The sequence below is a fragment of the Cobetia sp. 1AS1 genome (genome assembly GCF_029846435.1).
In the GTDB taxonomy this organism is placed as follows: Bacteria; Pseudomonadota; Gammaproteobacteria; order Pseudomonadales; family Halomonadaceae; genus Cobetia; species Cobetia amphilecti.
The window spans coordinates 205,673-232,376 of the sequence record NZ_JARWKU010000005.1 but is presented as its reverse complement, the minus strand read 5'-3'; the positions used below and the strand labels follow the sequence as shown (position 1 = coordinate 232,376).

General features: G+C 64.8%; 20 protein-coding genes. 7 read left to right on the top strand and 13 right to left on the bottom strand.

What is annotated here, in order from left to right:
- Positions 1 to 100: 100 nt before the first annotated feature.
- Positions 101 to 1,471 (top strand): exodeoxyribonuclease VII large subunit, encoded by a 1,371-nt coding sequence (gene xseA, locus QD280_RS11065; protein WP_279839242.1) that lies wholly within the window; start codon positions 101 to 103, stop codon positions 1,469 to 1,471.
- Between the two features lie 238 nt (positions 1,472 to 1,709).
- Here xseA and glrR read toward each other — a convergent pair whose 3' ends face one another.
- From glrR to QD280_RS11035, 6 genes are all read right to left on the bottom strand, one after another.
- Complete coding sequence (gene glrR / locus QD280_RS11060; protein ID WP_054555312.1) at positions 1,710 to 3,077, bottom strand: two-component system response regulator GlrR; 1,368 nt, start codon at positions 3,075 to 3,077, stop codon at positions 1,710 to 1,712.
- Positions 3,078 to 3,197: 120 nt separating this feature from the next.
- Positions 3,198 to 3,764 (bottom strand): hypothetical protein, encoded by a 567-nt coding sequence (locus QD280_RS11055; RefSeq protein ID WP_279839240.1) that lies wholly within the window; start codon positions 3,762 to 3,764, stop codon positions 3,198 to 3,200.
- 4 nt (positions 3,765 to 3,768) lie between these two features.
- Positions 3,769 to 5,325: a HAMP domain-containing sensor histidine kinase gene (locus tag QD280_RS11050; RefSeq protein WP_054555310.1), complete on the bottom strand. Its 1,557-nt coding sequence runs from the start codon at positions 5,323 to 5,325 to the stop codon at positions 3,769 to 3,771.
- 1,089 nt (positions 5,326 to 6,414) lie between these two features.
- A complete protein-coding gene (gene argA / locus QD280_RS11045; protein WP_279839238.1) occupies positions 6,415 to 7,725 on the bottom strand; it encodes an amino-acid N-acetyltransferase in 1,311 nt (436 codons plus the stop codon).
- Between the two features lie 182 nt (positions 7,726 to 7,907).
- Positions 7,908 to 9,191 (bottom strand): inorganic phosphate transporter, encoded by a 1,284-nt coding sequence (locus QD280_RS11040; RefSeq protein ID WP_279839237.1) that lies wholly within the window; start codon positions 9,189 to 9,191, stop codon positions 7,908 to 7,910.
- Positions 9,192 to 9,231: 40 nt separating this feature from the next.
- The gene (locus QD280_RS11035) at positions 9,232 to 9,912 is read right to left on the bottom strand and encodes a TIGR00153 family protein (RefSeq protein ID WP_043333713.1); all 681 of its coding nucleotides are present in this window, start codon (positions 9,910 to 9,912) and stop codon (positions 9,232 to 9,234) included.
- A 475-nt stretch (positions 9,913 to 10,387) separates the two neighbouring features.
- Here QD280_RS11035 and QD280_RS11030 point away from each other — a divergent pair, with 475 nt between their 5' ends.
- Both QD280_RS11030 and QD280_RS11025 read left to right on the top strand, forming a co-directional pair.
- Positions 10,388 to 11,398 carry a CYTH domain-containing protein gene (locus tag QD280_RS11030; protein ID WP_279839235.1) on the top strand — a complete coding sequence of 337 codons (1,011 nt, stop codon included), beginning with the start codon at positions 10,388 to 10,390 and terminating at the stop codon, positions 11,396 to 11,398.
- Positions 11,399 to 11,549: 151 nt separating this feature from the next.
- Positions 11,550 to 12,629 (top strand): ion transporter, encoded by a 1,080-nt coding sequence (locus QD280_RS11025; protein WP_279839234.1) that lies wholly within the window; start codon positions 11,550 to 11,552, stop codon positions 12,627 to 12,629.
- A gap of 144 nt (positions 12,630 to 12,773) precedes the next feature.
- Here the strand turns inward: QD280_RS11025 and QD280_RS11020 are convergent, their stop codons facing one another.
- Both QD280_RS11020 and QD280_RS11015 read right to left on the bottom strand, forming a co-directional pair.
- A complete protein-coding gene (locus QD280_RS11020) occupies positions 12,774 to 13,397 on the bottom strand; it encodes an L-threonylcarbamoyladenylate synthase (protein ID WP_054555307.1) in 624 nt (207 codons plus the stop codon).
- Positions 13,398 to 13,462: 65 nt separating this feature from the next.
- Entirely contained in the window at positions 13,463 to 14,323 is an 861-nt protein-coding gene (locus QD280_RS11015; protein ID WP_131432877.1) for a PHP domain-containing protein, read from the bottom strand.
- A gap of 368 nt (positions 14,324 to 14,691) precedes the next feature.
- On the opposite strand from QD280_RS11015, the gene QD280_RS11010 reads away from it, so the two are divergent.
- The 3 genes from QD280_RS11010 (at position 14,692) to mnmC (ending at position 18,068) form a co-directional block, all read left to right on the top strand.
- The gene (locus tag QD280_RS11010; RefSeq protein ID WP_043333711.1) at positions 14,692 to 15,273 is read left to right on the top strand and encodes a septation protein A; all 582 of its coding nucleotides are present in this window, start codon (positions 14,692 to 14,694) and stop codon (positions 15,271 to 15,273) included.
- Complete coding sequence (locus QD280_RS11005) at positions 15,273 to 15,572, top strand: YciI family protein (RefSeq protein WP_043333710.1); 300 nt, start codon at positions 15,273 to 15,275, stop codon at positions 15,570 to 15,572. Before QD280_RS11010 ends, QD280_RS11005 begins: the two co-directional genes overlap by 1 nt.
- A 141-nt stretch (positions 15,573 to 15,713) precedes the next feature.
- Positions 15,714 to 18,068, top strand: a complete 2,355-nt coding sequence (gene mnmC / locus QD280_RS11000) for a bifunctional tRNA (5-methylaminomethyl-2-thiouridine)(34)-methyltransferase MnmD/FAD-dependent 5-carboxymethylaminomethyl-2-thiouridine(34) oxidoreductase MnmC (protein ID WP_347881968.1) — start codon at positions 15,714 to 15,716, stop codon at positions 18,066 to 18,068.
- A gap of 14 nt (positions 18,069 to 18,082) precedes the next feature.
- On the opposite strand, the gene QD280_RS10995 is transcribed toward mnmC, so the two are convergent.
- A complete protein-coding gene (locus QD280_RS10995; RefSeq protein ID WP_175089931.1) occupies positions 18,083 to 18,820 on the bottom strand; it encodes a response regulator in 738 nt (245 codons plus the stop codon).
- 65 nt (positions 18,821 to 18,885) lie between these two features.
- Positions 18,886 to 20,703: a sensor histidine kinase gene (locus tag QD280_RS10990; protein ID WP_279839285.1), complete on the bottom strand. Its 1,818-nt coding sequence runs from the start codon at positions 20,701 to 20,703 to the stop codon at positions 18,886 to 18,888.
- 192 nt (positions 20,704 to 20,895) lie between these two features.
- Between QD280_RS10990 and QD280_RS10985 the strand changes: the two genes are divergently transcribed.
- Positions 20,896 to 22,206, top strand: coding sequence for a 2-hydroxycarboxylate transporter family protein (locus QD280_RS10985; protein ID WP_043333707.1), 1,311 nt, complete (start codon positions 20,896 to 20,898; stop codon positions 22,204 to 22,206).
- Between the two features lie 169 nt (positions 22,207 to 22,375).
- On the opposite strand, the gene QD280_RS10980 is transcribed toward QD280_RS10985, so the two are convergent.
- The 3 genes from QD280_RS10980 to QD280_RS10970 form a co-directional block, all read right to left on the bottom strand.
- Positions 22,376 to 22,654: a YheU family protein gene (locus QD280_RS10980; protein ID WP_043333752.1), complete on the bottom strand. Its 279-nt coding sequence runs from the start codon at positions 22,652 to 22,654 to the stop codon at positions 22,376 to 22,378.
- A gap of 92 nt (positions 22,655 to 22,746) precedes the next feature.
- Positions 22,747 to 24,837, bottom strand: coding sequence for an NAD-dependent DNA ligase LigA (gene ligA, locus QD280_RS10975; RefSeq protein WP_279839283.1), 2,091 nt, complete (start codon positions 24,835 to 24,837; stop codon positions 22,747 to 22,749).
- Between the two features lie 422 nt (positions 24,838 to 25,259).
- A complete protein-coding gene (locus tag QD280_RS10970) occupies positions 25,260 to 26,360 on the bottom strand; it encodes a cell division protein ZipA C-terminal FtsZ-binding domain-containing protein (protein ID WP_279839231.1) in 1,101 nt (366 codons plus the stop codon).
- Positions 26,361 to 26,704 lie beyond the last annotated feature (344 nt).

Sequence of the window (26,704 nt, the reverse complement as noted above, 5' to 3'; positions counted from 1 at the left end):
GGCAGCGCCATCGCCTGTGGCATCATTGTCTTGTTCTCTTCACAACTTCAATAGTCGCCCTCACTCAAGCTTCCGTCAGCTCCAGCACAAGGAATGTCGCGTGTTCGAAACCTCGTCTGCCGCCAACGCCATCAGCGTGACCCAGCTCAACCGCGAGGCCAAGGGCCTGCTGGAGCGAGGCCTGGGGGAGCTCTGGATCGAGGGGGAGATCTCGGGCTTTTCGCAGCCGCGCTCCGGCCACTGCTACTTCACGCTCAAGGATGACAACGCCCAGGTACGCTGTGCGTTGTTCAAGAGCCGCGCCCAGTTTCTGCGCGAGAAGCCCAAGGATGGTGACCGGGTGCGGGTGCGCGCCAAGGTGTCGCTGTTCGAGGCGCGTGGCGACTATCAGCTGATCGTCGAGGCGTTGCAGCAGGCGGGGCTGGGGGAGTGGCTGGCGCGACTGGCACGCCTGAGGGAGCAACTGGCGGCCGAGGGCGTGTTCGCCAATCAGCGCGCCCTGCCCCATCCGCCACGCCATCTGGGCGTGATCACCTCCGCCACCGGTGCGGCGCTGCAGGATGTGATCGCGGTGACGCGCAAGCGCTGGCCGCAGGCGCATCTGAGCGTGTTGCCGGTCGCCGTGCAGGGGCCGCAGGCGGTGCCGCAGCTGATTCGCGCGGTGGCAATGGCCAATCGCGACAGCGACTGTGATGCGCTGCTGATCACGCGTGGCGGCGGCAGCCTGGAAGACCTGTGGGCCTTCAATGATCAGCATCTGGCGCGCGCCATCTTCCACTCGCGCCTGCCTGTCGTCGCCGCCATCGGCCACGAGACCGACACCACCCTGGCGGAACTGGCCGCCGACCTGCGCGCGCCGACGCCCTCCGCCGCAGCCGAGGCGCTGTACCCGGACCAACGCGCCCAGGTGCAGCAACTTACCGCCCTCAAGCAGCGCCTGTGGCGCGCGCAGCGGGCCCGCCTCGACCAGGCGGCGCAGCGGCTGGATCATGCCCGCTCGCGCCTTCGACATCCGGCCCGTGAGCTGGAAACCCAGCGCCAGCGTGCCCGCGAGCTGGAACGCCGCCTGCACACCGCAGTGCGCATGCGCATGACCAGTGAGCAGCAGAAGGCCGATCAGCTGACCCGCCGCCTGCAGCAGGCCAGCCCCGCGCGCGACATCCAGCGCCATCGTCAGCAACTGGCGATGTTGACCCCGCGCCTCAACAACGCCCTGCCACGTCACCTGGCCGCTGATCGTGAGCGCCTGGAAGGCGCGATGCGCGCGCTGAATGCGGTCAGCCCGCTCAATGTGCTCAACCGTGGCTACGCCATCGTCGAACGCGTCGGCAGCGGCCAGACGCAGTCACCCGGCGACAGCAAGGTGATTCGCGCCGCCCACCAGACCCAGCCCGGAGAGATGCTCTCGATCCGCCTCGGCGAAGGCCGCCTCGCCGTCGAGGTCAAACGTCGCTACAAGCCGCGCCCTTGATCCTCTGATCGGCACTGTCGCGCTACCAAACCGAAAAAGCCCCGCTACCTGAACAGGTAACGGGGCTTTTTCATGGGCGCTTCACGTCCGACACACCCAGCCGCTTTTGACCACTCACCTTGCGCATAACTCACACTGACACTCGTGAACTGCTACGCAGGTCTTGACCCTGGTCTTTCGCGTGGCGCCGGGCCGCTTTTGACCTCATGCCTTTCGCGTGGCCTCGGACGCGATAACCCTAGAAGTCAGGCGGACCCTGCTCGGCGCCCGGCTTGAACACGCCCGGCTCCAGATCATGACGTCCCAGCAGCTTGTAGAAATCGGTGCGGTTACGTCCGGCGATACGCGCCGCCTGGGTCACGTTGCCTTCGGTGATCTTCAGCACCTTGATCAGGTAGCTGCGCTCGAAGCCGGCTCGCGCCTCGGAGAAGGACGGCAAGGCGTTCTCTTCCGCGGCCAGCGCCTGGGAGACCAGCGCTTCCGGAATCATCGAGGAGCTGGTGAGCGCGACGCACTGCTCGACCACGTTGACCAGCTGACGCACGTTGCCCGGCCAGGCACTGGAGGCCAGCAGGTTGAGCGCTTCCGGCGAGAAGCCCTTCACGAACGGCTTGTGGCGCGCGGCCGCCTGGCTGATCAGGTACTTGGCCAGCAGCGGCACATCCTCGGCACGCTCGCGCAGGGCGGGCAGCTTCAGATTGACCACGTTGAGGCGGTAGTAGAGGTCTTCGCGGAAGTCGCCGTCATGCATCGCCTTGTCGAGATTGCGGTGCGTGGCGGAGATGATGCGCACGTCGATGGGCACCGAGGTGGTGGAGCCCAGCGGACGAATCTGACGCTCCTGCAGTGCACGCAGCAGCTTGACCTGCAGCGCCAGCGGCATGTCGCCGATCTCGTCGAGGAACAGGGTACCGCCGTCCGCCGCCTGGAACAGGCCCTGGTGGGCACTGACCGCGCCGGTGAACGAGCCCTTGGCGTGGCCGAACAGCTCGCTTTCCAGCAGCTGCTCCGGCAACGCGCCACAGTTGATGGCGACGAAGGGGCGCGAGGCGCGCGGGCTGGCGTTGTGGATGGCCTTGGCCATCAGCTCCTTGCCCGAACCGGACGGGCCGGTGACCAGCACGCTGACATCGGATGCCGCCACCATGCGCGCCTGCTCGAGAATCTGCTCCATCTGCGGGGAGCGAGTGATGATGCCAGCGCGCCAGGCATCGTCACCCTCCTTTACGGGCGGCGCCTGAGCCAGAGCCTCATCGATGGCGGCGAACAGCTCGTCCTTGTCGACCGGCTTGGTCAGGAAGCTGAACACGCCCTGGCGGGTGGCACTGACGGCATCAGGGATGGAGCCGTGTGCGGTCAGCAGGATGACGGGCATGCCCGGCTGACGCTTCTGCAGCTCACCGAACAGGGCCATGCCATCCATTTCATCCATGCGCAGGTCGGACAGGACCAGGTCTGGACGTGCGGCTTCGAGACGGCTGAGCGCCTCGCGGCCACTGCTGGCCGTCGTGACCTTGAAGCCACGGCTTTCGAGACGCATGCCGAGCAGCTTGAGCAGGCTCGCATCATCATCGACGAGCAGAATATGCGCTTGTGCGTATTTCACACTAACTCTCCTTGCGACACCCGAGGGCCTGGGACATCGACGTCGGGGCCGCACAGTCTTGCGTCATGCAATCGCGGGGATTGAGTGACAGGGTCGTGGCCAGAGTCTGCCGCTGAGGGTTCAGGGCGTGCTCTGGCGGCGCGAATTGATCGATTCTTCGATGGCCGTCAAGGCTTCCAGCTTCTTGGTCAGCTGGGCGTTCTCGGCGCTGAGCTTGCGACGGGCACCGTCATTCTTGTCACGCTCGGCGATCAGACCGCGACGCTCCTCGAGGCCATTGAGCCACTGACGAAGCAGCGGCTGCAGGCGGCTCGGGGCGGTGGGCAGGTCCGCCTTGTAGAGGTCGGAGGCCAGCTCCCAGTCCGATTCATCGCCCCAGCTGAGCACGATGGCACGCGCGAGGCGACGGTCGTGGCGGTTGCCTTCCAGCTGCAACAGGGTGCTTTCACGCCAGCCGCTGTTGCCACGCTGGGCCTGCAGCGCGAAGGCGACCCATTCATCCAGCAGGCAGTCCTCGCCGGTGAAGTCCGGCAGGTCGCCGGCGCCGTAGCAGTTCTCCCGCACACTCGGGCTGACCACTTCCGGCTCGCTGCCCGGCATGGTGATATTGGTCAGGGCGCCACAGGCGCTAAGCGTACTGAGCAACACGCCTGCAGCCAGGCGCATCAGTAGTCGTTGACCCTTCATCACTTCAGTTCCTTGCGTGCTTGATGGCGTTCAATGACGCCATTTCATGTGGTGTGGACTGTTGATCCGCTCCGGCGGCATCCCTGTCTGCCTGCGGTTCATGCTCGCTGCCTTCCCCTGACGTCAGCGAGCGACTCGGTGTCGGCAATGTCAGCCGGAAGCAGACATCCGCCTTGGGGTCATCCACCAGCGCCAATTGACCAAATTGGGCGCGGGCGCTGTCAGCGGCGACCGAGAGACCGATGCCGGAGCCCTTGAGCGGGCCCTTGCGCTTCACCGCGCCCTGATAGAAGGGCTTGAACAGGTGGTCACGGTCCTGGGCGGCGATGGGTTCACCGCTGTTGGCGACTTCGATGATCAGCTTGCGACGCTCCTTGCGGGCTCTCAACCACAGGTCACCGCTGTCTTCGCCATAGGCGATGGCATTGGAGATCAGGTTGTCGAGAATACGCCCGGTACGCGGCCTGTCCGCCTCCCAACTGAGGCTGGCAGGCGGAAGATGCACGCGCATGCCCTTCTTTTCCAGTGCCAGGCGATGTTTTGCCAGCACTTCCTTGAACACTTCATGCACATCGAAGCGGCTCTGTTCCAGGCCCTGATTGTGCTGCAGCAGATTGTAGTCGAGGAGTTGCTCGATCAGCTTCTGCAATTCCTTGCTGGAGTCATCCAGCAGGCCAAGAATCTCGGTCTGGTGCGGGCTCAGCGGCCCAGCGACCTCGTCGATCAGCAGGCCGGTGCCTTCACGGATGCTGGCCAGCGGGGTCTTGAGCTCATGCGACATGTGACGCAGGAACTGCTGCTTCTGCTCCTCGAGCTCATCCAGGCGCGTCGACAGCCAGTTGAGACGCTCGCCCAGCTGCACCAGCTCCGCCGGCCCCTTGATGACGATGGGTCGCTCGCTGTCGGTGCCGCTGCCCAGGCCATTGATGCGGCGCTCCAGCTGCCGGATGGGACGGATGATCAGCCAGGTGAAGAACAGCATCAACAGCAGACTGATGGAGACCAGCGCGGCGGTCTGCCACCACAGCTGATTCTTGACCTGGGAGGCGCGGGCGCGGATGCCTTCGATACGCGCATCGACGAGTTCACGCGTGGAGTTGAGCAGGCCGCTGGCCTGGATCGAGAAGGGCCCGAAGTCTTCCAGATGGCGACTGACCTGGTCGACGCTCATCTCGGGCATGCGCTCGAGCTGTGACAGCGTCGCCTTCAACTCGCTGACGCGGGGGTCCCCCTCGCCCAACAGGCGCGCCTGCTCATCCAGCAAGGTGCGGAAGCTGTTGGCCTTGTCGGCGTAGATCTTCATCAGATCAGGATTTTCCAGCACGGCGTACTGGCGGGCGCTACGCTCCATCTCGACGGCGAGATTGGTCAGCGTGCGGGCGCGGCGGGTCTGGTCGACGGCCTGGCGGGCACTGACATCCGCCAGTTCCGACAACTCCGACAGCGCCTGCCCTGCTTGAAACATGAGCACGGCAATCGGCAGCATCACCACCAGAAATGCCATCAGAACCAGCTGCGGCAGCGAGCGGGGACGCCAGCGTCGTGACACTGTGGAGGCCATGGAAAGAACTCTATGCAAGAAAGGGGTGGTCATCATCGAATCACGTCTTCCTAGAATACCAGAGTTCACCAGCGTCCATCGCGGTTGCCAGTTCGTTAATAAATATGACTCTTATTCAAATCATTACGCCGCCACGAGACAAACCGCCCCATTGGCAACGTTTCGCATGAAATTGTTGGCCATTCAGCGCTAGACGCACAAAAAAAGAGGGCCGGCATAGCCGGCCCCAAGTACGCAGGGAACTGAAGGGTCAGTCATCACGTGGTGCCTCTGGTACCTGGAGACCAGAGGCACCACGTGATTGGCGGGTCTGACAGGTGGTCTGCCTGTCAGTCCCGGGAGAAAAGAACGTCACCTGGTGGTCGTTCCAGGTCAGTTGACGTTCACGCCGGACAGCGTCCGCGCTCCCTATCGGATGTGAAGCAGGGGGCAACACATCGCAATGTGGATGATCGAGTCGGATGGCTTGCCGACTTGCCCGCCTCGATCGTCAATTCGGGGATGACGGCAGCCAATCTCTCCGGCTACCGCATCGGTTTCGGGCATCCTTGCCCGGGCGTCCTTGCCCTCAAGATACTGTCCATGCCCACCAGGGGCCGTACCTGTCTCATCGCAACCTGAAGTCACACATCGCGTGGAGCAGACGCTTGACCTGTCAGCGATCACGGAGCGCACAGGGTAGTGAGTACCGTCATCGCTGGAAGGCCAGAGAAAGGGGCCGGTGATGCGCCTCATATCTCTTGCTCACGGTACCTACTGCCAAAGGCGTGCCATAAACGCGAAAACACATTACAAAACAATGACTTGAAATGACGATCACGGCGACAGGCATGCCAATGTTGCCCAGGGCGGCACACAGAGTCGTGTTTTACTGGCCGATTCGTCGCGATTTGCCAACACATATATGGGGCATGCTATTTTTCCCTTCTGAATCAACACCTTGAAACGTCTCCTTTGCAAGACAATCCCGCAAGGGGTGAGGGAAAACTGCGACACCTATGCAAGAACACCCACTGATCAGCCCTCATCGAGGGGGTCATCAGCGGGTGTTCTCTGAGCGATTCACACTGGCAGGCAAGTGAGGTGTGACTAGAGCGACTTGAGCAATACCTTGGAGTTGCGCGCCGAGTTGTAGGCCTCGCGACGCATGGGCGGCAGGTCTTGCAGGCCAGCCGACACGAAACCGTGCTCGATGAACCAGTGGACGGTATGGGTCGTCAGCGCATACAGACGCTCGACGCCGGCGCGACGCGCGCGCAGCTCGATCTCGGCCAGCAGCTGCTCGCCGCGCTGTCCACGACGATAGTCATCATGCACGGCCACGCAGGCCAGTTCGCCCATGGCGGCGTCACGGCTGAGATGCAGCGCCGCACACCCGATGACCATGCCATCGCGCTCCAGCACCACATAGTCGTCGATCTCGTGTTCGAGGCGCTCCCGCGAGCGGGCCACCAGAATGCCACGCTGCTCCAGCGGCCCCAGCAGTGCCAGCAGGCCACCGACATCCTCGAGCCGCGCCTTGCGCAGCTGCTCATAGCCCTGACGCGTGATCATGGTGCCGATGCCGTCACGGGTGAACAGCTCGCCCAGCAGGGCGTCACGGTCGCGCCAGCTCAATAGGTGAGTGCGCCCGACGCCGCGCCGTGCGGCGCCACAGGCAGCAGCCAGGTGGCGCGACAGCTCACTGTCGTCATCGCGGGGCGGCGCCATCAGCGCGGCTTCCTCCGGATTGAGCTGACGCAGCAGCTCGCCGTCTTCGCCGAACAGGCCCTCCCCTTCGCCAAGCAGGATCAGCTTGTCAGCGGCCAGCGCCACGGCGGCGTGTTCGGCGACCTCAGCAGCGTCCAGATCGAACACCTCGCCGGTGCTGGAATAGCCCAGCGGCGGCAGCACGACGATGGCCTGCTGCGAGAGCAGCCCCTGGATCGCCTCGCTGCGCACGCGGCGCACCTCGCCACCATGCAGGAAGTCGACGCCATGACGCACGCCCAGCGGCTTGGCCATCACCAGATTGCCGGAGACGGCGGAGAGCTCCACGCCATGCAGCGGCGTATTGGGCAGCCCCTGGGACAGACTCGCCTCAAGACGCAGACGCAGCGTGGCGACCTGCTGCTCCAGATGGCCGAGAATCTCGCGCGTCACTACCCAGCGGCCCTGATGGCGGTCCGCCTCGATACCGGCAGCCTGCAACGCCTCAGCCACCTGCGGGCGCACCCCGAACACCACCACCAGCTTCACGCCGAGGGTATGCAGCAACGCCAGATCCTGTATCAACTGCGCTCGTCGTGACGAGGACAGGGCATCGCCCTCGATCAGAATGACGAAGGTGCGGCCACGATGGGCATTGATATAGGGAGAGGAGTTGCGAAACCAGTCCGCGAAGGGGAAACGCGTGTTCAAGAGCCAGCTCCGGGCAGGAGAGAGGGAAAATGGCATGTCAGGCATGCCCATGAATCATCATATCAGCGCCGCAGCCTGCACGGCGAGCGGTGCCCCCTAACAACCATGTATCAGACACGAGAAAGGCGACCCGAAGGTCGCCTTTCTCGTTTTTCCAATTCAGCTCTGGATCATGCGTCGGCTTAGCCGAACATGCCCTTGAACATGAAGAAGAACAGAATCGACAGGATCGCGCCGGCCGGCAGAGTGATCAGCCAGGACATCACGATGGTGCCGATGACACGCAGGTTGAGCGCTGCCATGCCGCGTGCCAGACCTACCCCCAGCACCGCACCGACGAGGGTGTGGGTGGTGGAGATCGGCAGGCCGGTGCCGGAGGCCAGCACGACGGTCGAGGCGGCGGCCAGCGTGGCCGCGAAGCCGCGTGACGGCGTCAGCTCGGTGATGCCGGTACCGACGGTGGCGATGACGCGACGACCATAGGTGACCAGGCCGACGACGATACCGCCGCCACCCAGCACGAGGACCCACCACGGCATGCTCGCCTTGGCGCCGATCTGACCGGCAGAGTCGACGACGCTGATGATGGCCGCCAGCGGACCGACCGCATTGGCCACGTCGTTGGAGCCGTGGGCGAAGGCCATCGCACAGGCGGTGAACATCATCAGCAGGCCGAAGACCTTCTCGACGCCGCTGAAGTCGAAGTCGTCACCGGTGGCGCGATTCTTCTCCTTGAGGCGTGAACGCGCGACCTTGCGCTCCATCAGCACGCCGATACCCATCACGATGGCACCGATGACGACGGCCAGCAGCAGGCTGGATTCGAAGCTCAGGTGCAGGCCGACATGCTTGAGGCCCTTGACCATGGTCACCATCGAGATGATGAAGCCGACCAGGAACATGTACATCGGCACGTAGCGCTTGGCGGCCGCGAACGGGTCTTCGTTGTCGAAGATCAGCGTCTGCACGGACTTGAACAGCACGAAGGCGATGGAGCCCGCCAGCAGCGGCGAGACCAGCCAGGAGGCTGCGATCTGACCGACCTTGGACCATTCGACGGCATCCACGCCCAGACCCGCAGCGGAGAAGCCGACGATGGCGCCGACGATGGAGTGGGTGGTCGAGACCGGCCAGCCCTTCATGGAAGCGATCAACAGCCAGATACCGGCGGCCAGCAGCGAGGCCAGCATGCCGTAGACCAGGAACTGCGGATTCTCGATCAGCAGTGACGGGTCGATGATGCCCTTGCGGATGGTGTCAGTCACCTCACCACCGGCAAGCCAGGCACCGAGGAATTCGAAGATCACGGCGATGATGATCGCCTGCTTGATGGTGATCGCCTTGGAACCTACCGAGGTTCCCATGGCATTGGCGACGTCATTCGCACCCACACCCCATGCCATGAAGAAACCGAACAGACAGGCAAGAATGACGAGCACATCGCCGTATTGAGCAATGATGGACATAGAAGACTCTTGGACAGATGGCAGGACGTCCTGATGGCGCTCAGCGCGCCATCAGGATCTGCAGTCGGGTACCGACCTTTTCCGCTTGGTCAGCCACATCGCCGACCCAATCGATGATCTTGTAGAGGAAGATCACATCGACGGGCGGGAGACTGGCTTCCAGCGAGAACAGGGTCTGGCGGATGGCGATCTGCTGTTCGTCGGACTGCTTCTCGAGCTCATGCAGCTCGTTGATCAGCTTGTCGACCAGCTCGCTCATGTTGCGCCCGAAACCGGACTCGACGAGGTCTTCCAGTTCACCCAACGCACGACGCGCCTGGCAGACCGATTCGACCGCAGTCTTGAGATACTCACGCATGGCGGGCACCAGTGCGGTGGGTATCTGCATATGACGACCCAGCATGATCCCGGCGATGTCCTTGGTGACATTCGCGATGGAATCCTGGACATGGATCAGCTCGAGAAGGTCGGAGCGCGAGACCGGCAGGAACAGCGAGTTGGGCAGGTTGAGACGCAGCTGCGTCTTCAACTCGTCCGCTTCACGCTCCAGACCACTGATGGTCTTGCGAATGCTGGCTGCCTGCTCCCAATCACCCTGCTCGCAGGCGTCGAAGAAGGTCAGCAAGTGCTGGGCGCACTCGTCGGTCTTGATGATGTGGGTGTGCAGCGCCTTGAAAGGCGAGCGCCCGAACATCGAAGAGAAAGGGTTGGTCGTTACCATAGTGGCCGTCGGCGTTAAGGATTGACGCGCGGAGTGTAGCAAAGCCTTTGTGACGATCACATAACTTTCATCGTAACGTCATGATACCGCCATGCTGTTGTCATTTACGCAACAACAGCGGCAGTTCGGGGGAACACGAAGGATTCCAGAAGAGAGATTGTCATGTAGCGGCAGGACCCGTGGTCGCTGGCTTTATCCACTGTTCGTAATATAACCAAGGACGTGACGACAGGCAATTGCTGTCACTTCAATGTCATCATGCTGTCATATAAGTGTGATTCTGCCGACAGGCCGATATCCCGCATGCCCTTCCGCCCTCCCCGTGCTTGCCTTGCCGCGGGCCAGGCGCGAGCATGAGGCACATGGGCCTTCACCTCCATGCACCACGCTTGCCGGAGGCTCTGCGGTCCTGGCGCCGCTGTCATCCTCATCCGTCAGCATCTGTCTTCTTTCATCCGTACAGGGAGTGCCCATCATGGCGCAGGAAATCGAACTCAAACTGGCACTGTCTCAACCCGTCATTGATCGCGATGCCATTCTGGAGACACTGAAGAGCATTGCAGAACTGGCAACGGTCGCCCCCAGGCGGCGCTGGCTGGCCAACACCTACTTCGACACCCCCGAGCATGCGCTGGAGCGCGCGCGCATGGCGCTGCGTCTGCGCCAGAGCGGTGAGGATGCCGACAGCACGGGCGCCCTGCGCCAGACGCTCAAGACCAGCGGCGAGAGCCATGGCGGACTGCATTCACGCGGCGAATGGGAGTGGGAGCTGCCCGAGGGCCAGACCGGCCTCGACCTCGACGGCCTGCGTGACCTGCCGCCCCTGCAGGCGCTGGAAGACGGCGCCCGCGAGCAGCTGCTGAGTGCACTCGCGCCCAGCTTCAGTACCGATTTCGAGCGTCATGCCTGGCAGATCGACGTCAAGGCGACACACAGCGACGCGAATGTGGGCGACGAGCAGGTCACCGTCGGCGTCGAGATGGCGCTGGACCTGGGCGCGGTGAAGGCCAGTGGTCGCGAAGTGGCCATCCAGGAAATCGAGCTCGAGCTGACCGGCGGCGAAGAACTCGCCCCCGAGGTGAGAGAAGGCGTGCTCTGGCAGCTGGCGGATTCACTGGCCAGTCGCCTGGCACTGCGCCCGGCGGATGCCAGCAAGGCCAAGCGCGGTGCGGCGCTGCGGGATGGCGAATGGCATGAGAAGACGCTGGATACCGCTGACCCCCGCGCGCTGCTGTCCGCCGCCATCGATGCGCTCGATGCCCACGCCGACCGTCAGGCGAAAGACGACCTCAAGTGGCACGCGCATGCGCTGGCCGCCCTGTCGGCCCTCGCATCGCGGCTGGCCGCCAGCCAGCATCCCGGCCATATCCATGCGGTGGCGCTGGTCGAGGCGCTGGAAAGCAGCGACGGCGACGCCTCACAGGACTGGGCGACTCGTGAGTTCGGCCAGCACAGCCTGTCACTGCTCGCGACGCTGCGCGGCTGAACTTCAGCACGACACTGACTGCCCAGCCACCAGGCGCTAGACCACTGGCTGATGGACAACGGCCGGGCAGTCACTGAAGGTCACACACTGAGACATCCCCGATACGCCCTGACATTCATCCGGCGTCGTCACGCCCGTCAAGGAAGCCTGCATGCCTGAACGCCAGGGCCCTGCCAATGAATATGGCAGCACGCCGCAAAGCCCCCCAGCGACACCCTCGCACCCCAGCGACTACGAGCCCGCGACGGGCCGCCTGCGCGCGCGGCTGTTCCATTGGATCTTCGAATCCGATACCAAGGCGGCCAAGGCCTTCGATATCGGCCTGATCCTGATGATCTTCGCCAGTGTCGCCGTGGTGATGCTCGACAGCGTGCCCTCGCTGAATGCGCAATACGGCGAGCTGTTCCGCATCATGGAGTGGGGCTTCACGATCATCTTCACGCTGGAATATGCCGTCCGCCTCTACTGCCTGAAGCATCCCGGCACCTGGGCCAAGGGCTTCTACGGCGTGCTCGATCTGCTGTCGATCGCCCCCACCTGGCTGTCGCTGCTGATTCCGGGCGCCCAGGCCCTGCTGGTGGTGCGCGTACTGCGTGTGCTGCGCCTGTTCCGCGTGTTGCGCCTGATGGCCTTCGTCGGCGAGGGCCGCATGCTGGTCGAGGCCATGACGCGCAGTCGGCGCAAGATCCTGCTGTTCTTCATCACCGTGCTCAGCATCGTCACGGTGTTCGGCGCTCTGATCTATCTGATCGAGCCGCCCGAGGCCGGCTTCACCTCCATTCCCAAGGCGCTCTACTGGGGCGTGGTGACGCTGACGACGGTGGGTTATGGCGACATCGCGCCCATCACGCCGCTGGGGCAGTTCATCTCGGCGCTGATGATGATTCTCGGCTACTCGATTCTCGCCGTGCCCACCGGGGTGTTCTCGGCCGAGGTCCTCAACGGCCTGCGCATGCAGCAGACCAGCGACGAAGCCTGCCCGGGCTGTGGTCGTGAAGGCCATGATCGCAACGCCAAGTACTGCAAGTTCTGCGGCACCTGGCTGGACGAGGACACCCGCGACCCGCGCGAGCCAGAACCGGAGACAGCGCCAGAACCTGATCCAGAGCCGGAGTCCGAATCTGCGCCTGACGCTGAGACGCCATCGGGGGATCAGCCAGAACCTCCCGATAACGGGCCTCCCGATAGCGGGCCTCCCGAGAGCGGGCCTCCCGACCGCGACCGCAGCTGACGAAGCCGAGAATCACTCAGCACACGACCACTCCTCGGAAATGACAACGCCTCAGAAATGACAACGCCCCCGCGACCGCAAGGTCCGGGGGCGTCTTCGTATGGCAAGGCGATGTCAGCGCCGTGAAGCGCTACGCTGTCGCGATCACTCCGTGAAGCTCGAGATATCGCCGCGCCCTTCGCGCACGATCACCGGCGGCAGCTCGCGCAGGTCCACCACACTGGTGGTCTCGAAGCTGCAGGCGCCGCCGTCGATGACCAGATCCAGCGCGTGTCCGAAGCGTTCGCGAATCTCTTCGGCGTCCGTCATCGGCAGCTCCTCACCCGGCGGAATCAGCGTCACGCTCATCAGCGGTTCGCGATGGGTTTCCAGCAGGGCGTGGGTGATGGCGTGGTCCGGCACGCGCACGCCGATGGAGCGACGCTTGGGGTGCAGCAGCAGGCGCGGCACTTCGGAAGTCGCCTGCAGAATGAAGGTATAGGCGCCCGGCGTGTGACTCTTGAGCAGGCGGAAGATGGCGTTGTCGACCTTGGCGTAGGTGCCGATTTCCGAGAGGTCAGAACACACCAGGGTAAAGTTGTGCTTGTCGTCCAGCTGACGCAGGCGCTTGATGCGCTCGATGGCCTTCTTCTCGCCCAGATGACAGCCCAGCGCGTAGCCGGAGTCGGTCGGATAGGCAATCACGCCACCCTGCTGGATGATGGCGACGGCCTGATCGATGAGGCGTTTCTGGGGATTTTCGGGATGAATCTGGAAGAACTGTCCCATGCGGTGCTCCTTGCGTCTGGGCGCCAGCCCGGCAGGCGGGCTGGCGTCACGGTGATCTCTTGATATCACATGGAGGCAGCGTCGGCCGCAAAAAAGGGCGCGATGCGCGGATGACACCACACGGGCGGCACCTTGGTGCGGGGCGGCGGACTCATGCTGCCGGGCGCCAGCGGGCCGCCGGGGAAGTGGAAGTCACTGCCGACGGAGGCGTAGAGGCCCAGCTCATCGAGCTGACGCGCCAGGTCACGCGCGCGATCGATATTCTGGAAGCCGCTGACCAGCTCCGCGCCTTCGCCACCGGCGGCAATGAAGTCACGCAGCAGCTCGCCACGCTTGGTACGCGTCAGCTTGTAGCGCATCGGGTGCGCCATCACGGCGATGCCGCCATCGGCACGCACCCAGCCCACCGCCTCTTCCATCTCCGGCCAGTGCGCCTTGACGTCGCCTTTCTGGCCTGCGCCCAGGTGTCGCTTGAAGGCGTCCTGCAGGTTGCGTGCAATCCCGGCCTCGACCAGCGCGCGGGCGAAATCCGGGCGTGACAGCGGGCGATCGCCTGAGCCACTCAGCGTGGCCTGTTCCCGGGCGCGCTCGAAGGCATTCTCGAGCCCGAGCTTTTCCATGCGCGTGGCGATCTCGTGGCTGCGGCGTTCACGCGCCTCGTGCTGCTGCTTGAGACCGGCACTCAGCGCATCGCCGGCGCCCTCGGGCATCAACGCCACGATGTGGATGGTCTGGTTGCGCCAGCGGACCGACAGCTCACAGCCGGGCAGCAACGAGATTCCCTCGGCGCGGGCGGCCTGCTGGGCCTCGAAGATGCCTTCCATGCTGTCGTGATCAGTCAGAGACATGCGTGACAGACCGCGCCGCGCGGCCAGCGCCACCAGCTCTGTCGGTGCCATGCCGCCATCGGAGGCGGTGGAATGCATGTGCAGGTCGATGTCCGGCACCTCGATATCGGAATCGAAGCGCTCCGGCAGCGGGCGAAACTCGATCGGCTTGCGGGATGCGGAAATCGGCGAAGAGTCGGACAGAACGTCGGACACGGGGAACCTCTCGGGATGAACGTCTGTGCCACGCGATGCCTGAGATGCAGGCGATCCAGCGGGCCAGACGTCGGGCAGTATTGGCTGCGTTGCGCGCCCGGACACACAGGGGCTTTGTCAGCAGGCAGCAATGGCGGCAGAATGAGCACATGCAGGCAGGGGCGCGCCGCTGGTGTCAGACAGGATACCACTCGCACAGGCCCTTGCCTTCCCGACGGCTGCGTCGTCGTGTTCAGGAGTGCGCATTACCCATGAAGATGTTGCTCGACTTTCTGCCGATCGTGATCTTCTTCGCCGTCTACAAGATGACTGGCGACATGATCATGGCTACCGCCGTGTTGATTCCCGCGACCCTCGCGCAGGTGCTGTACATCTACTGGCGCCACAAGCGCGTCGAGAAGATGCAGCTGGTCACCCTGGCGCTGGTCGTCGTGCTGGGTGGCGCGACCGTGCTGTTCGGCAACAGCTCCTTCATCCAGTGGAAGCCCACCGTGGTCAACTGGCTGTTTGCCGTCGCCTTCCTGCTGTCACCGCTGTTCGGCGGCAAGCCGCTGGTGGAGCGCATGATGGAAAAGGCGATTCAGCTGCCACGCCCCATCTGGCACCGCCTCAATCTGGCCTGGGTGGTATTCTTCCTCGCCATGGGCGGCCTCAACATCTACGTCTTCAGTCACTATTCGGAAGACATCTGGGTCGATTTCAAGCTGTTCGGCATGCTCGGTCTGACACTGCTGTTCGTCATCGTTCAGGGCGTCTACCTGTCCCGTCACATGGTGCAGGCCCCTCAGGAAGAGAACGCTTCCTCGACCAATTCTCAAAAGGATGATTCGTGATGCTCTACTCCATTGTCTGTCAGGACGTCGAAGGTAGCCTCGAAGCGCGCATGGCGGCGCGCCCGCCGCATCTGGCACGTCTGGAAGCGCTGCATGCCGCCGGTCGTCTGGTCATCGCCGGCCCCAACCCGGCCATCGACAGCGAAGCACCGGGCGAAGCCGGCTTCAGCGGCAGCGTCATCATCGCCGAGTTCGATTCCCTCGAAGACGCCCAGAAGTGGGCCGATGCCGATCCCTTCGTCATCGCCGGTGTCTATGAAAGCGCCGAAGTGAAGCCCTTCAAGCAGACCCTGCCCTAGCCCGGCGCCCGACCGGTCATCTGACCGGCGGTTTCTCACAGACGACGGACAGCCTGGCTGTCCGTCGTCTGCGTTGCAGGCCTTGCTCTGCCGCTGCCTCGCTGTGCTGCTCTCCCGCTCGACCTCCTGCCAGGAATGCCCGTGAACGATCGCCCCTCCTCCCCCCGCCAGCCCGCACCCGGCCAGTCAGCTTCTGAGCAGGAGCTGACTGATCAGACCGCCTCGTCAGCCCGCCAGACTTCGCCGCAGCAAGCCCCGGCCACCGCGGCACGCAAGCCTGCCACGACGCCACCGAGCGCGATCGAGCCGGTCACGGCGCCCGGCGTGGTGCCGGACGTACCACTGGCGCCACTGGCGGCACTGGAGGAGGCGCAGCTCGAGTGGGACGACACCGCGCCACAGGCCACCGATTACGGCGATGTGTACTTCTCGATCCACGATGGCCGCGCCGAGACCGTGCACGTCTTCCTCGACAGCAATCGTCTGAGCGAGCGTTTCCGTGACTGGCGGGAAGCGCGCCCCTTCGTGATCGGCGAGACCGGCTTCGGCACCGGCCTCAACATCCTGTGCGCCGCCCAGCGCTTCCTGGCGACGGCGCCCGCCGAGGCGCGCCTGCATGTCGTCTCGGTGGAAAAGCACCCGATGCGCGCCGCGGACCTCGAGCGGGCACTGTCCGCCTGGCCGGATCTCGCCTCACTGGCGAAACCACTGGTCGCTCAATGGCCCGCTGCCGTCCTCGGCGTGCACCGCCTGTGGCTGGATGAGCGCATTACCCTGGACCTGCACTTCGGCGATGCGGTGGAGCGCCTGTCGCGCCTGGAAGGTGGCGTGGATGCCTGGTTCCTCGATGGCTTCTCGCCGTCGAAGAACCCACAGATGTGGTCACCCGAGCTGTTCGCGGCCATGGCGGGTGTCTCGCGCCCCACGGCGACCTTCGCCACCTTCACCGCCGCGGGCTTCGTGCGGCGTGGCCTGCGCGCGGCAGGCTTCGCGTGGCGCAAGGTGCCCGGCCACGGCATGAAACGCGAGATGATCTGCGGCGAGCTGGACGAGCCGACCGCCGCCGCGCGCGCCAAACTGATGGGACTTGATGCCTCACCCGCATCCGGTCATGCCCCCATGAGGGAGCACGCGGTGCGTGGCGCCCTTCACCCGCTGCGTCGTGAGCAGCCCTGGACTCAGCCCCCGCAGCCCGCGCCGATCGCTCGCGAGACGCATGTCGCGGTACTCGGCGCTGGTATCGCCGGCACCAGCTGCGCCGAGGCGCTGGCACGGCGCGGCGTGCAGGTCACGCTGATCGATGCCGAAGCCCCCGGCGCGCGCGCCTCCGGCAATCGCCAGGGCGCGCTCTACGTCAAGCTGGCCGCCGAGACCAATCCCGCCAGTCGCTTCCAGCTGGCCGCGCTGCAGTACAGCCGGCGCTGGCTGGCAAGCCTCGACCCCGAGCAGACCCTGTGGTCCGCCAGCGGCGTGCTGCAGCTGGCCACCAGCGAGCGTGAGCGCAAGCGCCAGCAGCGTTTCCTCGGCAATCACCCGCTGCCCGAGGCGCTGCTCACGCATGTCAGCGCCATCGAGGCCAGCCGGATCGCCGGCAGCGAGATCGCCTTCGACGGCCTCTTCTATCCGGTCGCCGGCTGGGTGCGCCCCAACGCACTCTGCCAGCGTCTCGCCACCACCCCGGGCATCCGCTTCCTGCAGGCGCGCATCGAGGCCATTCAGTCGCTGGGGGCTGGGGAAGGCAGAGAGGAAGACGCAGGGACAGGCAACGGCGCGCCACGCTGGCAGCTGCAGACCAGCGACGGCACCAGCATGGAAGTCGATCAGCTGATCGTCGCGCTGGGGGAGCAGACTCACCTGCCCGAGCCGCTCGCACACCTGCCACTGCAGCCGATTCGCGGCCAGGTCAGCGAGATCACGGTAGCGCCGGAACACGCCGCGCACCTGCCCGCGCTCGACAGCGTGGTCTGCGCCGGTGGCTATGTCTCGCCCTATCAGCGCCACGCCGATGGCAGCGTGACGCTCAGCTTCGGCGCGACCTTCGCCCCGCGCGATGAGGATGATGCAGTCCGCGAGACGGACCACGCCGCCAATGTCGCGGAGCTGCGCAGTGCCCTGCCCGCCTTCGTCACCGCCTGGGAGCAGGCGCGTGGCGTCAGGCTGGAAGACGATGACTGGCAGGGACGTGTCGCCTGGCGCGCCGCCAGCCCGGACAAGAGCCCGCTGGCCGGCCCGGCACCGGACGCCGCGCAATGGCGTGAGGATTACGCCGCCATGGCCTTCGATGCGAAAAAGCGCGTGCCACAGTCGAGCGGCGCCCACCTGCCCGGCCTGTGGCTCTCCACCGCACACGGCTCACGCGGCTTCACCACCGCCCCGCTGTGCGCCGAACTGATCGCCTCGCAACTGTGTGGCGAACCGCTGCCGCTGGAACGCGAACTGGCCGAGCACCTGCATCCGGGACGCCGTCTGATCCGCGATATCGTCCAGCGGCGCTGAGAGGTCGGTATCACTCAGGCCTGACGGCACTGTCTGGACAGGGCCTGACGGTCGATGACCTGATAGGTGAAGGATGGCCGGCCGATCTGACCGTAGTGGAAGGCCTCACTGAGCATGCCGCAGGCCGCGAGATGGCGCAGATACTTGCGGATGGTCACCCGCGACATGCCGGTGGCAGGCAACAACGCCTCACTGGTGAAGCTGCCTTCCTCACGCGGCAACGCCTGGATGGCACTGGCCACCAGGGCAAGTGACGCCGCCGTCACGCCCTTGGGCAGGCGCCCCTCGGGTACCGCGCCCGCAGCGCCGCTGACCAGCCCTTGCACGCCGAAAAGCTGGTCCAGTTGTTGCTGGCTGACTTCACCCTCTAGGCTCTCCAGCTGCTGGCGGCCGCGACGCGCCAGTGCCAACGCCTGCTGAAAACGGGCGAAGCTGAAGGGTTTGACCAGGTAATCGCACACCCCGAGCGCATGTGCGCTGCGCACCGTGTCCGCCTCACTGGCGGCGGTGATCAGGATCACCTGGATATCGGGGGCGGCGTGGCGCCTCAGCCATCGCAACACTTCCAGCCCGCTGCGGCTGCGCAGATAGACATCCAGCAGCACCAGGTCCACCGCTTCCTGCGCCAGCACGTCGAGTGCCGTCGCGACATCCTCGCACTGGGCCACCAAGCGCATGCCGTCGATGCGACTGAGGTATTCGACATTGAGACGCATGACCATGGGGTCGTCTTCGACTATCAGCACACGCATGCGCTCTGGCTCCTTCGTTGTGCAAATTCCGGCCGCAACGCCATCCCGTGATGCGCGGCCCCCTATCAGGGCGCCGCGCCAGTCAGCAGTCGGCAAGGCAGGGTCAGCTCGACCAGGGTACCGCCGCCCGAGGGCGCATAGAGGTGCCATTCGCCCTCACGCACGGTCACGATCTCCTGCACCAGCGACAGGCCCAGCCCGCGGCCTTCTCCATGACTGCTCACCCCCGCCATGCGTGCCGTCTGCCTCAGCTCCGTCGGCAGGCCGGGGCCGTTGTCCGCCACGCTGATCGACAACTGCGCCTCTGCCGACGCCTCCAGTGATTCCAGCATCAACCCCAGGGTCACAGACGGGGCGTGAGCGTCAGCGCCCACCTCCTCCAGCGCTTCGAAGGCATTGTCGAGCAGATTGCCGATCACGCTGACCAGATCATGACTCAAGCTACGCTCCAGCACCGGAAACTCGGCCTGAGCGCCCTCGTCCTGTGACATTCCCCACTCAGCGCAGCGGCCATGATGGCACTCGATCTCCAGCTCGACCGCCAGCGTGATGCCACGCTCGCGAGCCTCGCTGTGCTTGCCGATCAGAAGACCTGCCAGCAGAGGGTCCGCGATGCGCTCGGCGGCCGCGGCATCCGCCGGCAACTCCCGCTCCACCAGCAACGCCAGATAATCGCGCAGACCGGCGAGGTCCTGCATCTGTGTCAGGCCCGACAGCACATGCAGCCGGTTGCGGAACTCATGGCGCGCGGCACGCAGTGACTCCGCCTGACGGCGGACGCCAGTCAGCTCCTCGGCGAGGCGCTGCATGCGGTCGTGCTCGCGCAGTACCAGCACGCCGCCCATCAGCAGCTCGCCATCATGCACCCGCTGGCAACGCACCAGCAATCGCCGCCCGCCGTGAGTGACCTGGCGCAAGCGGGCCTCTTCCTGCTCGCTCACCGGCTGGCGCGCGACAAGGCACTCACGCATGCCGGTGTCAGGCAGCCAGTCATCAAGGCGCTCGCCCAGCGTCGGCAAGGCCCCCAACAACTCGCGCGCCGCGGCATTCACCAGCGTGATCCGCCCCTCGGGGTCGACCACGATGATGCCTTCTTCCAGGCTGGCCAGCACCGCCTGGTGCTCTTCCACCAGACGCGCGATGGCTGCCGGCTCCAGCCCCTTGAGCTGCCTGCGCAGATAGTGCGCCAATCCCAGTGCGCCCAGCGTGCCGAACAGCATCAGTACGCCCAGCCCGAGCAGCAGCTGACGCTTCTCATCGGCCAGACGCCGCCCCAGGGAATCCAGCGTGATACCGATGGCCACCGCACCGACGACGGCGCGCTCACCGCCCCTGGACGCATTCGCCATGACCGGAACGAAGCTGCGCAGGCTTTCGCCGAGCGTGCCGCGGGATTCGGAGAGGTAGGAGGCGCCGGCAAGCGCACGCTGTTCGTCGCCACCCTGGAAGGGCTGCCCGATGCGTGCGGGGTCCGGGTGACTGAGCCGCAGGCCATCCGGGCGCATCACCACGATGAAGTCGACGGCATTCTCCCGACGCAGTCGCTCAATGCGTGCCGCCAGGCGGCTGTCCGCGACAGGAGGCGCAGCCTGCGGCGAGCTGGCCTCGCTCAGGGCAGAACGCACCTCGGGCAGACGCGCGATACGCTGGGCAAGAGCGGCAATGCGCTGGCCCTGGATCTCGCGCTGGGTCCGCTCCAGCTGGGCACTGAAGAGCCAGGCCGCGACCAGCAGGCTGACGATCACCATGCCGGCGGCGAGCAATGAGGTCAGCGCGCTCAGCCCGGGTTGAGAATGCCGCAACACGCCGGACAAGCCATGTGCCCCCTTGGTGGCATGGCCATTCGGCCCCGCGCATGGGCGAGCGGCAGCCGGCGCTTTCATAAGTTTCAAAAGGCTTTCTTTAATTCGCAAAACTTGGCCCTCGGGAGCCACACCGTAAGCTCCCTGTGACGCGCATCCAGTGCGCGAACATGATGTCCCTTCCCCGTCCCAAACGATCCCGCGATGCCACGCCAACGCGTCCGGGCATGACAACAGGTCCTGCAACGACAGAGTGCAGGACAAGGAGCATGCATGACACATTCCTCGCAGACCGCCACGGCCACGCCTGCCGCAGAGTCCCCCTGGCAGAAGACGCGCATCTTCGGCATGTCGCTGCCGATCTTCGCCCTGTCCTTCCTGGTTCTTGTCGCCGCCATCGCCACCGACACCCTGCCTGCCGGCATGATCGGCGCGCTGCTGGTCATGATGATTCTCGGGGAGCTGCTGGGCTTTCTGGGCGACCGCCTGCCGATCATCAACAGCTATCTGGGTGGCGGCGCCATTCTCGCCATCTTCGGTGCCGCAGCGCTGGTCTACAGCGGCTGGCTGCCGCAGGAGGTCACGGCGAATGTCAGTGAGTTCATGAAGGCCGGTGGCTTTCTGAACTTCTACATCGCGGCGCTGATCACCGGCAGCATTCTCGGCATGGACTCCCGCGTGCTGGTTAAGGTCGGGGCCCGCTTCGCGCTGCCACTGCTGTGCTCGGTGCTGTTCGCGGCGCTCTTCGCGATGCTGGTCGGCTGGGTCATGGGCTTCTCGCCCAAGGATGCCGTCATGGTCATCGCCCTGCCCATCATGGGCGGCGGCATGGGCGCCGGCGCCGTGCCGATGAGCCAGATCTACGAGCAGCTGCTGGGGCAACCGGCCAGCTACTATATCTCGATCCTGGTGCCGGCACTGGCCCTGGGCAATGTCTTCGCCATCATCATTGCCGGGCTGCTCAACGGGCTTGGCAAGCGCTTCCCGTCACTGACCGGTGGCGGCCAGATGATGCCGGGCGTCAATGTCCGCGAAGAGAAGAGCACGCCTGACCTGTCCCAGCTGGGCATCGGCATGGTGATTGCCCTGAGCTTCTTCGTCGCCAGCCAGATTCTCGGCAAGGTCATTCCGCTGCACCCCTACGCGCTGATGATCATCGCGGTCGCCGTGCTCAAGTGCGCCAACCTGGTACCGGAGAACATCAATCAGGCCGCCGCCCAATGGTTCCGGTTCGTGGCAGGCAACTGGACCTTCGCGCTGCTGTTCGGCATCGGCGTGGCCTATACCGATCTGGGCCAGGTGATCGATGCCATCACCATCACCTACGTGGTGATCGTGTTCGGTGTCGTCGCGGGCGCCGCCTTTGGTGCGGGTCTGGTGGGCAAGCTGGTCGGCTTCTATCCCATCGAGTCGGCCATCACCGCTGGCCTGTGCATGGCCAACATGGGCGGCACGGGTGACGTCGCCGTGCTTTCGGCGGCCAATCGCATGCAGCTGATGCCCTTCGCGCAGATTTCCTCGCGCCTGGGCGGGGCCTTGATTCTGCTGATCTCGAGCCTGGTCGTGCCGATGTGGTTCGCATGATCCGGCGCATCGCCAGACGCCACTAACCGCACCAACTGGTGCAACAACTGGCGCTTCATGAACGACAACGCCCCTGGCCTGTGCCAGGGGCGTTGTCGTTTCCAGCCCCGAGGTCAGGGGCAGGGTAAGGATCAGGGCATGCTCAACACAGCATGACCGCTGGCTGGGCTCAGTCGCCCTCTTCCTCGTCGTCCGCCAGCTGGCGACCGAAGGACTGCCATTGCTCCAGCGTCATCACCTCTGTGGATTCGGTGCCGATATCATGGACGATCAGCAGCTTGCCGCGTGACAGCTGGCCTTCCAGCTCCGCGACCCAACCGGCCATGCCTTCACCGACATCGGTGGTGTCATAGCCTTGGCGGGTGACGAAGGCTTCCAGCAGGGCGCGCCGTGTATCGGCGGGCAGCATGGTCTGCGGCACCTCGATGAAGCGGTCCCGCGGGTCCATCTGATCAAGTGGCATCTGGCTCATGGGTAGCTCCTGTCCTTCATCAGGGTGGCGTGGCGCCGCCTGCGGTGCATCGTTCAGCGTATCCGTACTCATGCATCCTCTCCCGCGCTGTCTTGCACATTGGCTTGCGGATTGTCCTGCTGTGCATCAGCACCGGATTCCCATTCGGCCAGGCGCTTCACGAAGGTCTCTTCGTCCAGCACCGTGAGGCCCAGCTGCATGGCTTTCTCGAGCTTGCTGCCCGCTGCCTCGCCGGCGACCACACCGGCGGTCTTCTTCGAGACACTGCCCGCCACCTTGGCGCCCAGCGCCTGCAGGCGCGCCTTGCCTTCATCACGCGTCATGCTGTCGAGACTGCCGGTCAGCACCCAGGTCTGGCCTGCCAGCGGCTGGGGGCGCTCACCGATCTCGACCTCTTCCCAGCTCAGGCCGCAGGCGAGCAACGCATCCAGCGTCTCGTTGTTGGTCGGCTGCTGGAAGAAGGTATGGATATGCGCGGCGACGATGGGGCCGACATCTTCCACTGCCTCCAGCGCGGCCTGATCGGCTGCGCGCAGCGCTTCAAGCGTGCCGAAGTGCATGGCCAGATTCGCGGCGGTGGCTTCCCCGACTTCCCGGATGCCGAGGGCGTAGATGAAGCGCGCCAAGGTGGTATTGCGGCTCTTGTCCAGCGAGGCGACCAGATTGGCGGCGGACTTCTCGCCCATGCGCGGCAGCTCGGCCAGGGTGGCAGCTTCCAGGTGGAACAGGTCCGCCGGCGTCTTGACCAGCTCACGTTCGATCAGCTGCTCGATCAGCTTCTCACCGAGGCCATCGACATCCAGCGCCTTGCGGCTGGAGAAGTGCTTGAGGGCTTCCTTGCGCTGCGCGGCGCAAATCAGTCCGCCCGCGCAGCGTGCCACCACCTCGCCTTCGAGGCGCTCGATCTCGGAGCCGCACACCGGGCAGCCGTCCGGCAGCACGATGGCTTCGCGGCTGGCGCCTTCGCTGGCGACCCGCACCACCTGCGGGATGACATCGCCGGCGCGGCGGATGATGACGCTGTCACCGATCTGCACGCCGAGACGTTCCACCTCGTCCATGTTGTGCAGTGTGGCGTTGGAGACCACCACGCCGGCGACCTGCACCGGTGCCAGCCGGGCGACCGGTGTCAGCGCGCCAGTGCGTCCGACCTGAAAATCGACGCCTTCCAGGGTGGTTTCCTGTTCCTGCGCCGGGTACTTGTAGGCGATGGCCCAGCGCGGCGCGCGCGCCACGAAGCCCAGTTCACGCTGCAGGCGCAGTGCATCGAGCTTGATGACCGCGCCATCGATGTCGTGGTCGAGGCCATCACGCTGCTCACCGAGGCGGCGGGTGTAGTCGATGATGCCCTGGGCCCCGCGCACCACCTCAAGCTGCGGGCTGGTGCGGAAGCCATAGTCGTTGAGCAGCGCCATCAGGCCGGAATGATTCTGGCCGGCCTCGCTGGCGAGCAGCGCATCATCCACCCGCGCGACCTGGTAGGCGCAGAATTCCAGCGGACGCGAGGCGGCGATATTGGAATCCAGCTGGCGCAGGCTGCCGGCGGCGGCATTGCGCGGGTTGGCGAACACCTTGCCATCCTCGTCGCGGCCGCGCGCGTTCAGCGCCTCGAAACCAGCGTGGCTCATGTAGACCTCGCCGCGCACTTCCAGCAGCTCCGGCAGATCATCGCCCCGCAGCTTGAGCGGGATCGAGCGGATGGTGCGCAGATTGGTGGTGATGCCTTCGCCGGTGCGGCCATCGCCGCGCGTCACGCCTTGCACCAGCACGCCATTCTCGTAGATGAGCGACACGGCCAGGCCATCGAGCTTGGGCTCGCAGCAGAAGCTCAGCTCGTCACCCGCGTCCTGGGCGTCTCCCAGCTCCAGCGTTTTCGCCGCACGTTGCACGAAGGCACGCAGCTCATCGTCATCGAAGGCGTTGTTGAGCGACAGCATCGGCACCGCATGCTGCACTTCTTCAAACCCGCTGGCCGGCGCGGCTCCGACACGCTGGGTGGGCGATTCCGAGGTGATCAGCTGGGGATATTCGGCTTCCAGCGCCTCGAGGCGACGCAGGCGTGTGTCGTAGTCGGCATCAGTCAGCGTCGGATCATCCAGCACGTAATAGCGGTGGCTGGCCTCGAGCAGCTCGCGATGCAGCTGCGCGACCTCCTCCATCACCTTGGCAGGCACGCCTTCCACTGCGGCCGGTGCAGCGGAGCGGGAAGCGCTCGCGGCGTTGGAATCATCGGCGGGCGCCGAAAACAGATCATCCTGGGCTGACATGACACTCACTCGAAACAGTGGCTCGCCAGCACTGCCAGAAGGCAGCGCTGAGCGACCTGAAAACGGGTGGCGAACCCTCCGACCTGACGCACTTGCAAGAGCTTGCAAAGACTTGCAGGCAGAGGGGTCGCCCTGATGCTGCCATTGTACTCAATGTGATCGACAGGCCACACATTCAAGCACTTCGGGCGACAGTCAGGGGCTGGCAGGGGCTGCAAGAGGCCGGCAGGATACGCAAACGCCAACGGCGACCCGAAGGTCGCCGTTGGCGTTCTGGCATGACTGGTCGACTCAGAGAATGGCTGGGGAGTCGATCAGTTGGCCTGGTAGCGATGCAGACGATTGCGACGCTCGAACTCATGCACCTGCTGGCGCTTGAACTCGATGGTCTGGGCCGTCATCACGCTGTGGTTCTCGTCTTTCAGCTCACCGCCCAGACGACGCACCAGCAGCATGGCGATCTCGACCATGGTCTCGAAGGCGGCAGAGGTGTCATCCGCGCCCGGCAGCGGCATCAGGAAGGTGACGCCATCCAGCTGGCTGTCCACCATCTCGGCCGGCTTGAAGATACCCGGCTTGACCACGTTGGCCATCGCGAACTGCAGCGGGCTGTCGTCGTCATCTTCCTCGTGGCGCAGGAACAGCCCCATCTCGGAATGACGCAGACCACAGGCCAGCGAGATGCCCAGCACGTCTTCACCGCTGAAGCCTTCATCGCCACGCGCCATCACCGAGATGATGATGACTTCACTGGCATCGGCCAGGGTGTCACGTGCGAGCTGGTCATCGACCTGATTGCGTTCGGCACGCAGCACCAGCGGATGACGATCATCCTCGGGCGCTGTGGCATCGGCAGCCGCTTCCAGTGAAGGTTCCTGGCGCTGGGAAGCACTGCCGGCGACATCGGCCGGCTTGCCAGCGGAGGACGCCTCAGTGCTGGCATCCTGACCTTCCTCGATCTCGGCCATCGGCTCGAGATCATCGGCCTGGGTGGAGGAGACGCTGATGCTGTCGTCCTCGGCGGTGATCACCGGCTTCTCATGGAAGTCGTCTTCGCGCGCCGTCTCGGCCTGCTCACTGGAGGCGCTGCCGAGCACGGGCTCACGATGCGCATCGTCGTGCTCGTGCTCGTCATCACGCCGTGCGCCCAGACTGGCCGTCACGTCGCGCATTGACTGGCTGGCACGTGCACCGAAGGCAGCCGCACGCTCGCCGAAGCCCTTGCGCTCCGGCGCTTCACGACGCTCCATGGGCTGCACCGGACGACTCGGCTGAGTCACCCGCGAGGCCTTGATGCCGTGAGCATTGTCGAGCACGACATCTTCCTCGGCCTCGGCATGCGTCTCGGAATCGCCAACCACCCGGTAGCCGCCGTTCGGCAGCTCCCAGTTGTCACGTTCTTCCTCTTCTTCCACCGCGGGATTGCCCGCATCGTCGGTGGAATCCTCTGTACCCGCTCGATCCAGTCGGGGTACTCGACGTTGACGTTGGAGCCTGCGCACACCGTCAACGACGATGATTGCGACCAGCACCAACCCCAACAAGATGAGCCACTCTCTCAATTCCATGGGTCATTAGCCTGTTTGCTTGGGCACCATGCACGTGAACAGCATAGCGCGATTGCAGAAAAAGGGGACATTTTTTCGAATGTCAATCCTGTGGTGGTGACCTGCGCAATCGCCCTTCAATTATCCCTGACTGACACTATGACGCAAACTCGTAGTGCTTTCGATCTCTAGATGCAACACGATCTTGCCAA

What these genes read in the sequence shown, in the direction of transcription:
- QD280_RS11055 (WP_279839240.1), bottom strand. Translation starts at nt 3,764, where the DNA reads ATGAAGGGTCAACGACTACTGATGCGCCTGGCTGCAGGCGTGTTGCTC.
- QD280_RS11050 (WP_054555310.1), bottom strand. Translation starts at nt 5,325, where the DNA reads ATGGCCTCCACAGTGTCACGACGCTGGCGTCCCCGCTCGCTGCCGCAG.
- QD280_RS11040 (WP_279839237.1), bottom strand. Translation starts at nt 9,191, where the DNA reads ATGTCCATCATTGCTCAATACGGCGATGTGCTCGTCATTCTTGCCTGT.
- QD280_RS11035 (WP_043333713.1), bottom strand. Translation starts at nt 9,912, where the DNA reads ATGGTAACGACCAACCCTTTCTCTTCGATGTTCGGGCGCTCGCCTTTC.
- QD280_RS11030 (WP_279839235.1), top strand. Translation starts at nt 10,388, where the DNA reads ATGGCGCAGGAAATCGAACTCAAACTGGCACTGTCTCAACCCGTCATT.
- QD280_RS11025 (WP_279839234.1), top strand. Translation starts at nt 11,550, where the DNA reads ATGCCTGAACGCCAGGGCCCTGCCAATGAATATGGCAGCACGCCGCAA.
- QD280_RS11020 (WP_054555307.1), bottom strand. Translation starts at nt 13,397, where the DNA reads ATGGGACAGTTCTTCCAGATTCATCCCGAAAATCCCCAGAAACGCCTC.
- QD280_RS11015 (WP_131432877.1), bottom strand. Translation starts at nt 14,323, where the DNA reads ATGCATTCCACCGCCTCCGATGGCGGCATGGCACCGACAGAGCTGGTG.
- QD280_RS11010 (WP_043333711.1), top strand. Translation starts at nt 14,692, where the DNA reads ATGAAGATGTTGCTCGACTTTCTGCCGATCGTGATCTTCTTCGCCGTC.
- QD280_RS11005 (WP_043333710.1), top strand. Translation starts at nt 15,273, where the DNA reads ATGCTCTACTCCATTGTCTGTCAGGACGTCGAAGGTAGCCTCGAAGCG.
- QD280_RS10995 (WP_175089931.1), bottom strand. Translation starts at nt 18,820, where the DNA reads ATGCGTGTGCTGATAGTCGAAGACGACCCCATGGTCATGCGTCTCAAT.
- QD280_RS10990 (WP_279839285.1), bottom strand. Translation starts at nt 20,703, where the DNA reads ATGAAAGCGCCGGCTGCCGCTCGCCCATGCGCGGGGCCGAATGGCCAT.
- QD280_RS10985 (WP_043333707.1), top strand. Translation starts at nt 20,896, where the DNA reads ATGACACATTCCTCGCAGACCGCCACGGCCACGCCTGCCGCAGAGTCC.
- QD280_RS10980 (WP_043333752.1), bottom strand. Translation starts at nt 22,654, where the DNA reads ATGGACCCGCGGGACCGCTTCATCGAGGTGCCGCAGACCATGCTGCCC.
- ligA (WP_279839283.1), bottom strand. Translation starts at nt 24,837, where the DNA reads ATGGAGGAGGTCGCGCAGCTGCATCGCGAGCTGCTCGAGGCCAGCCAC.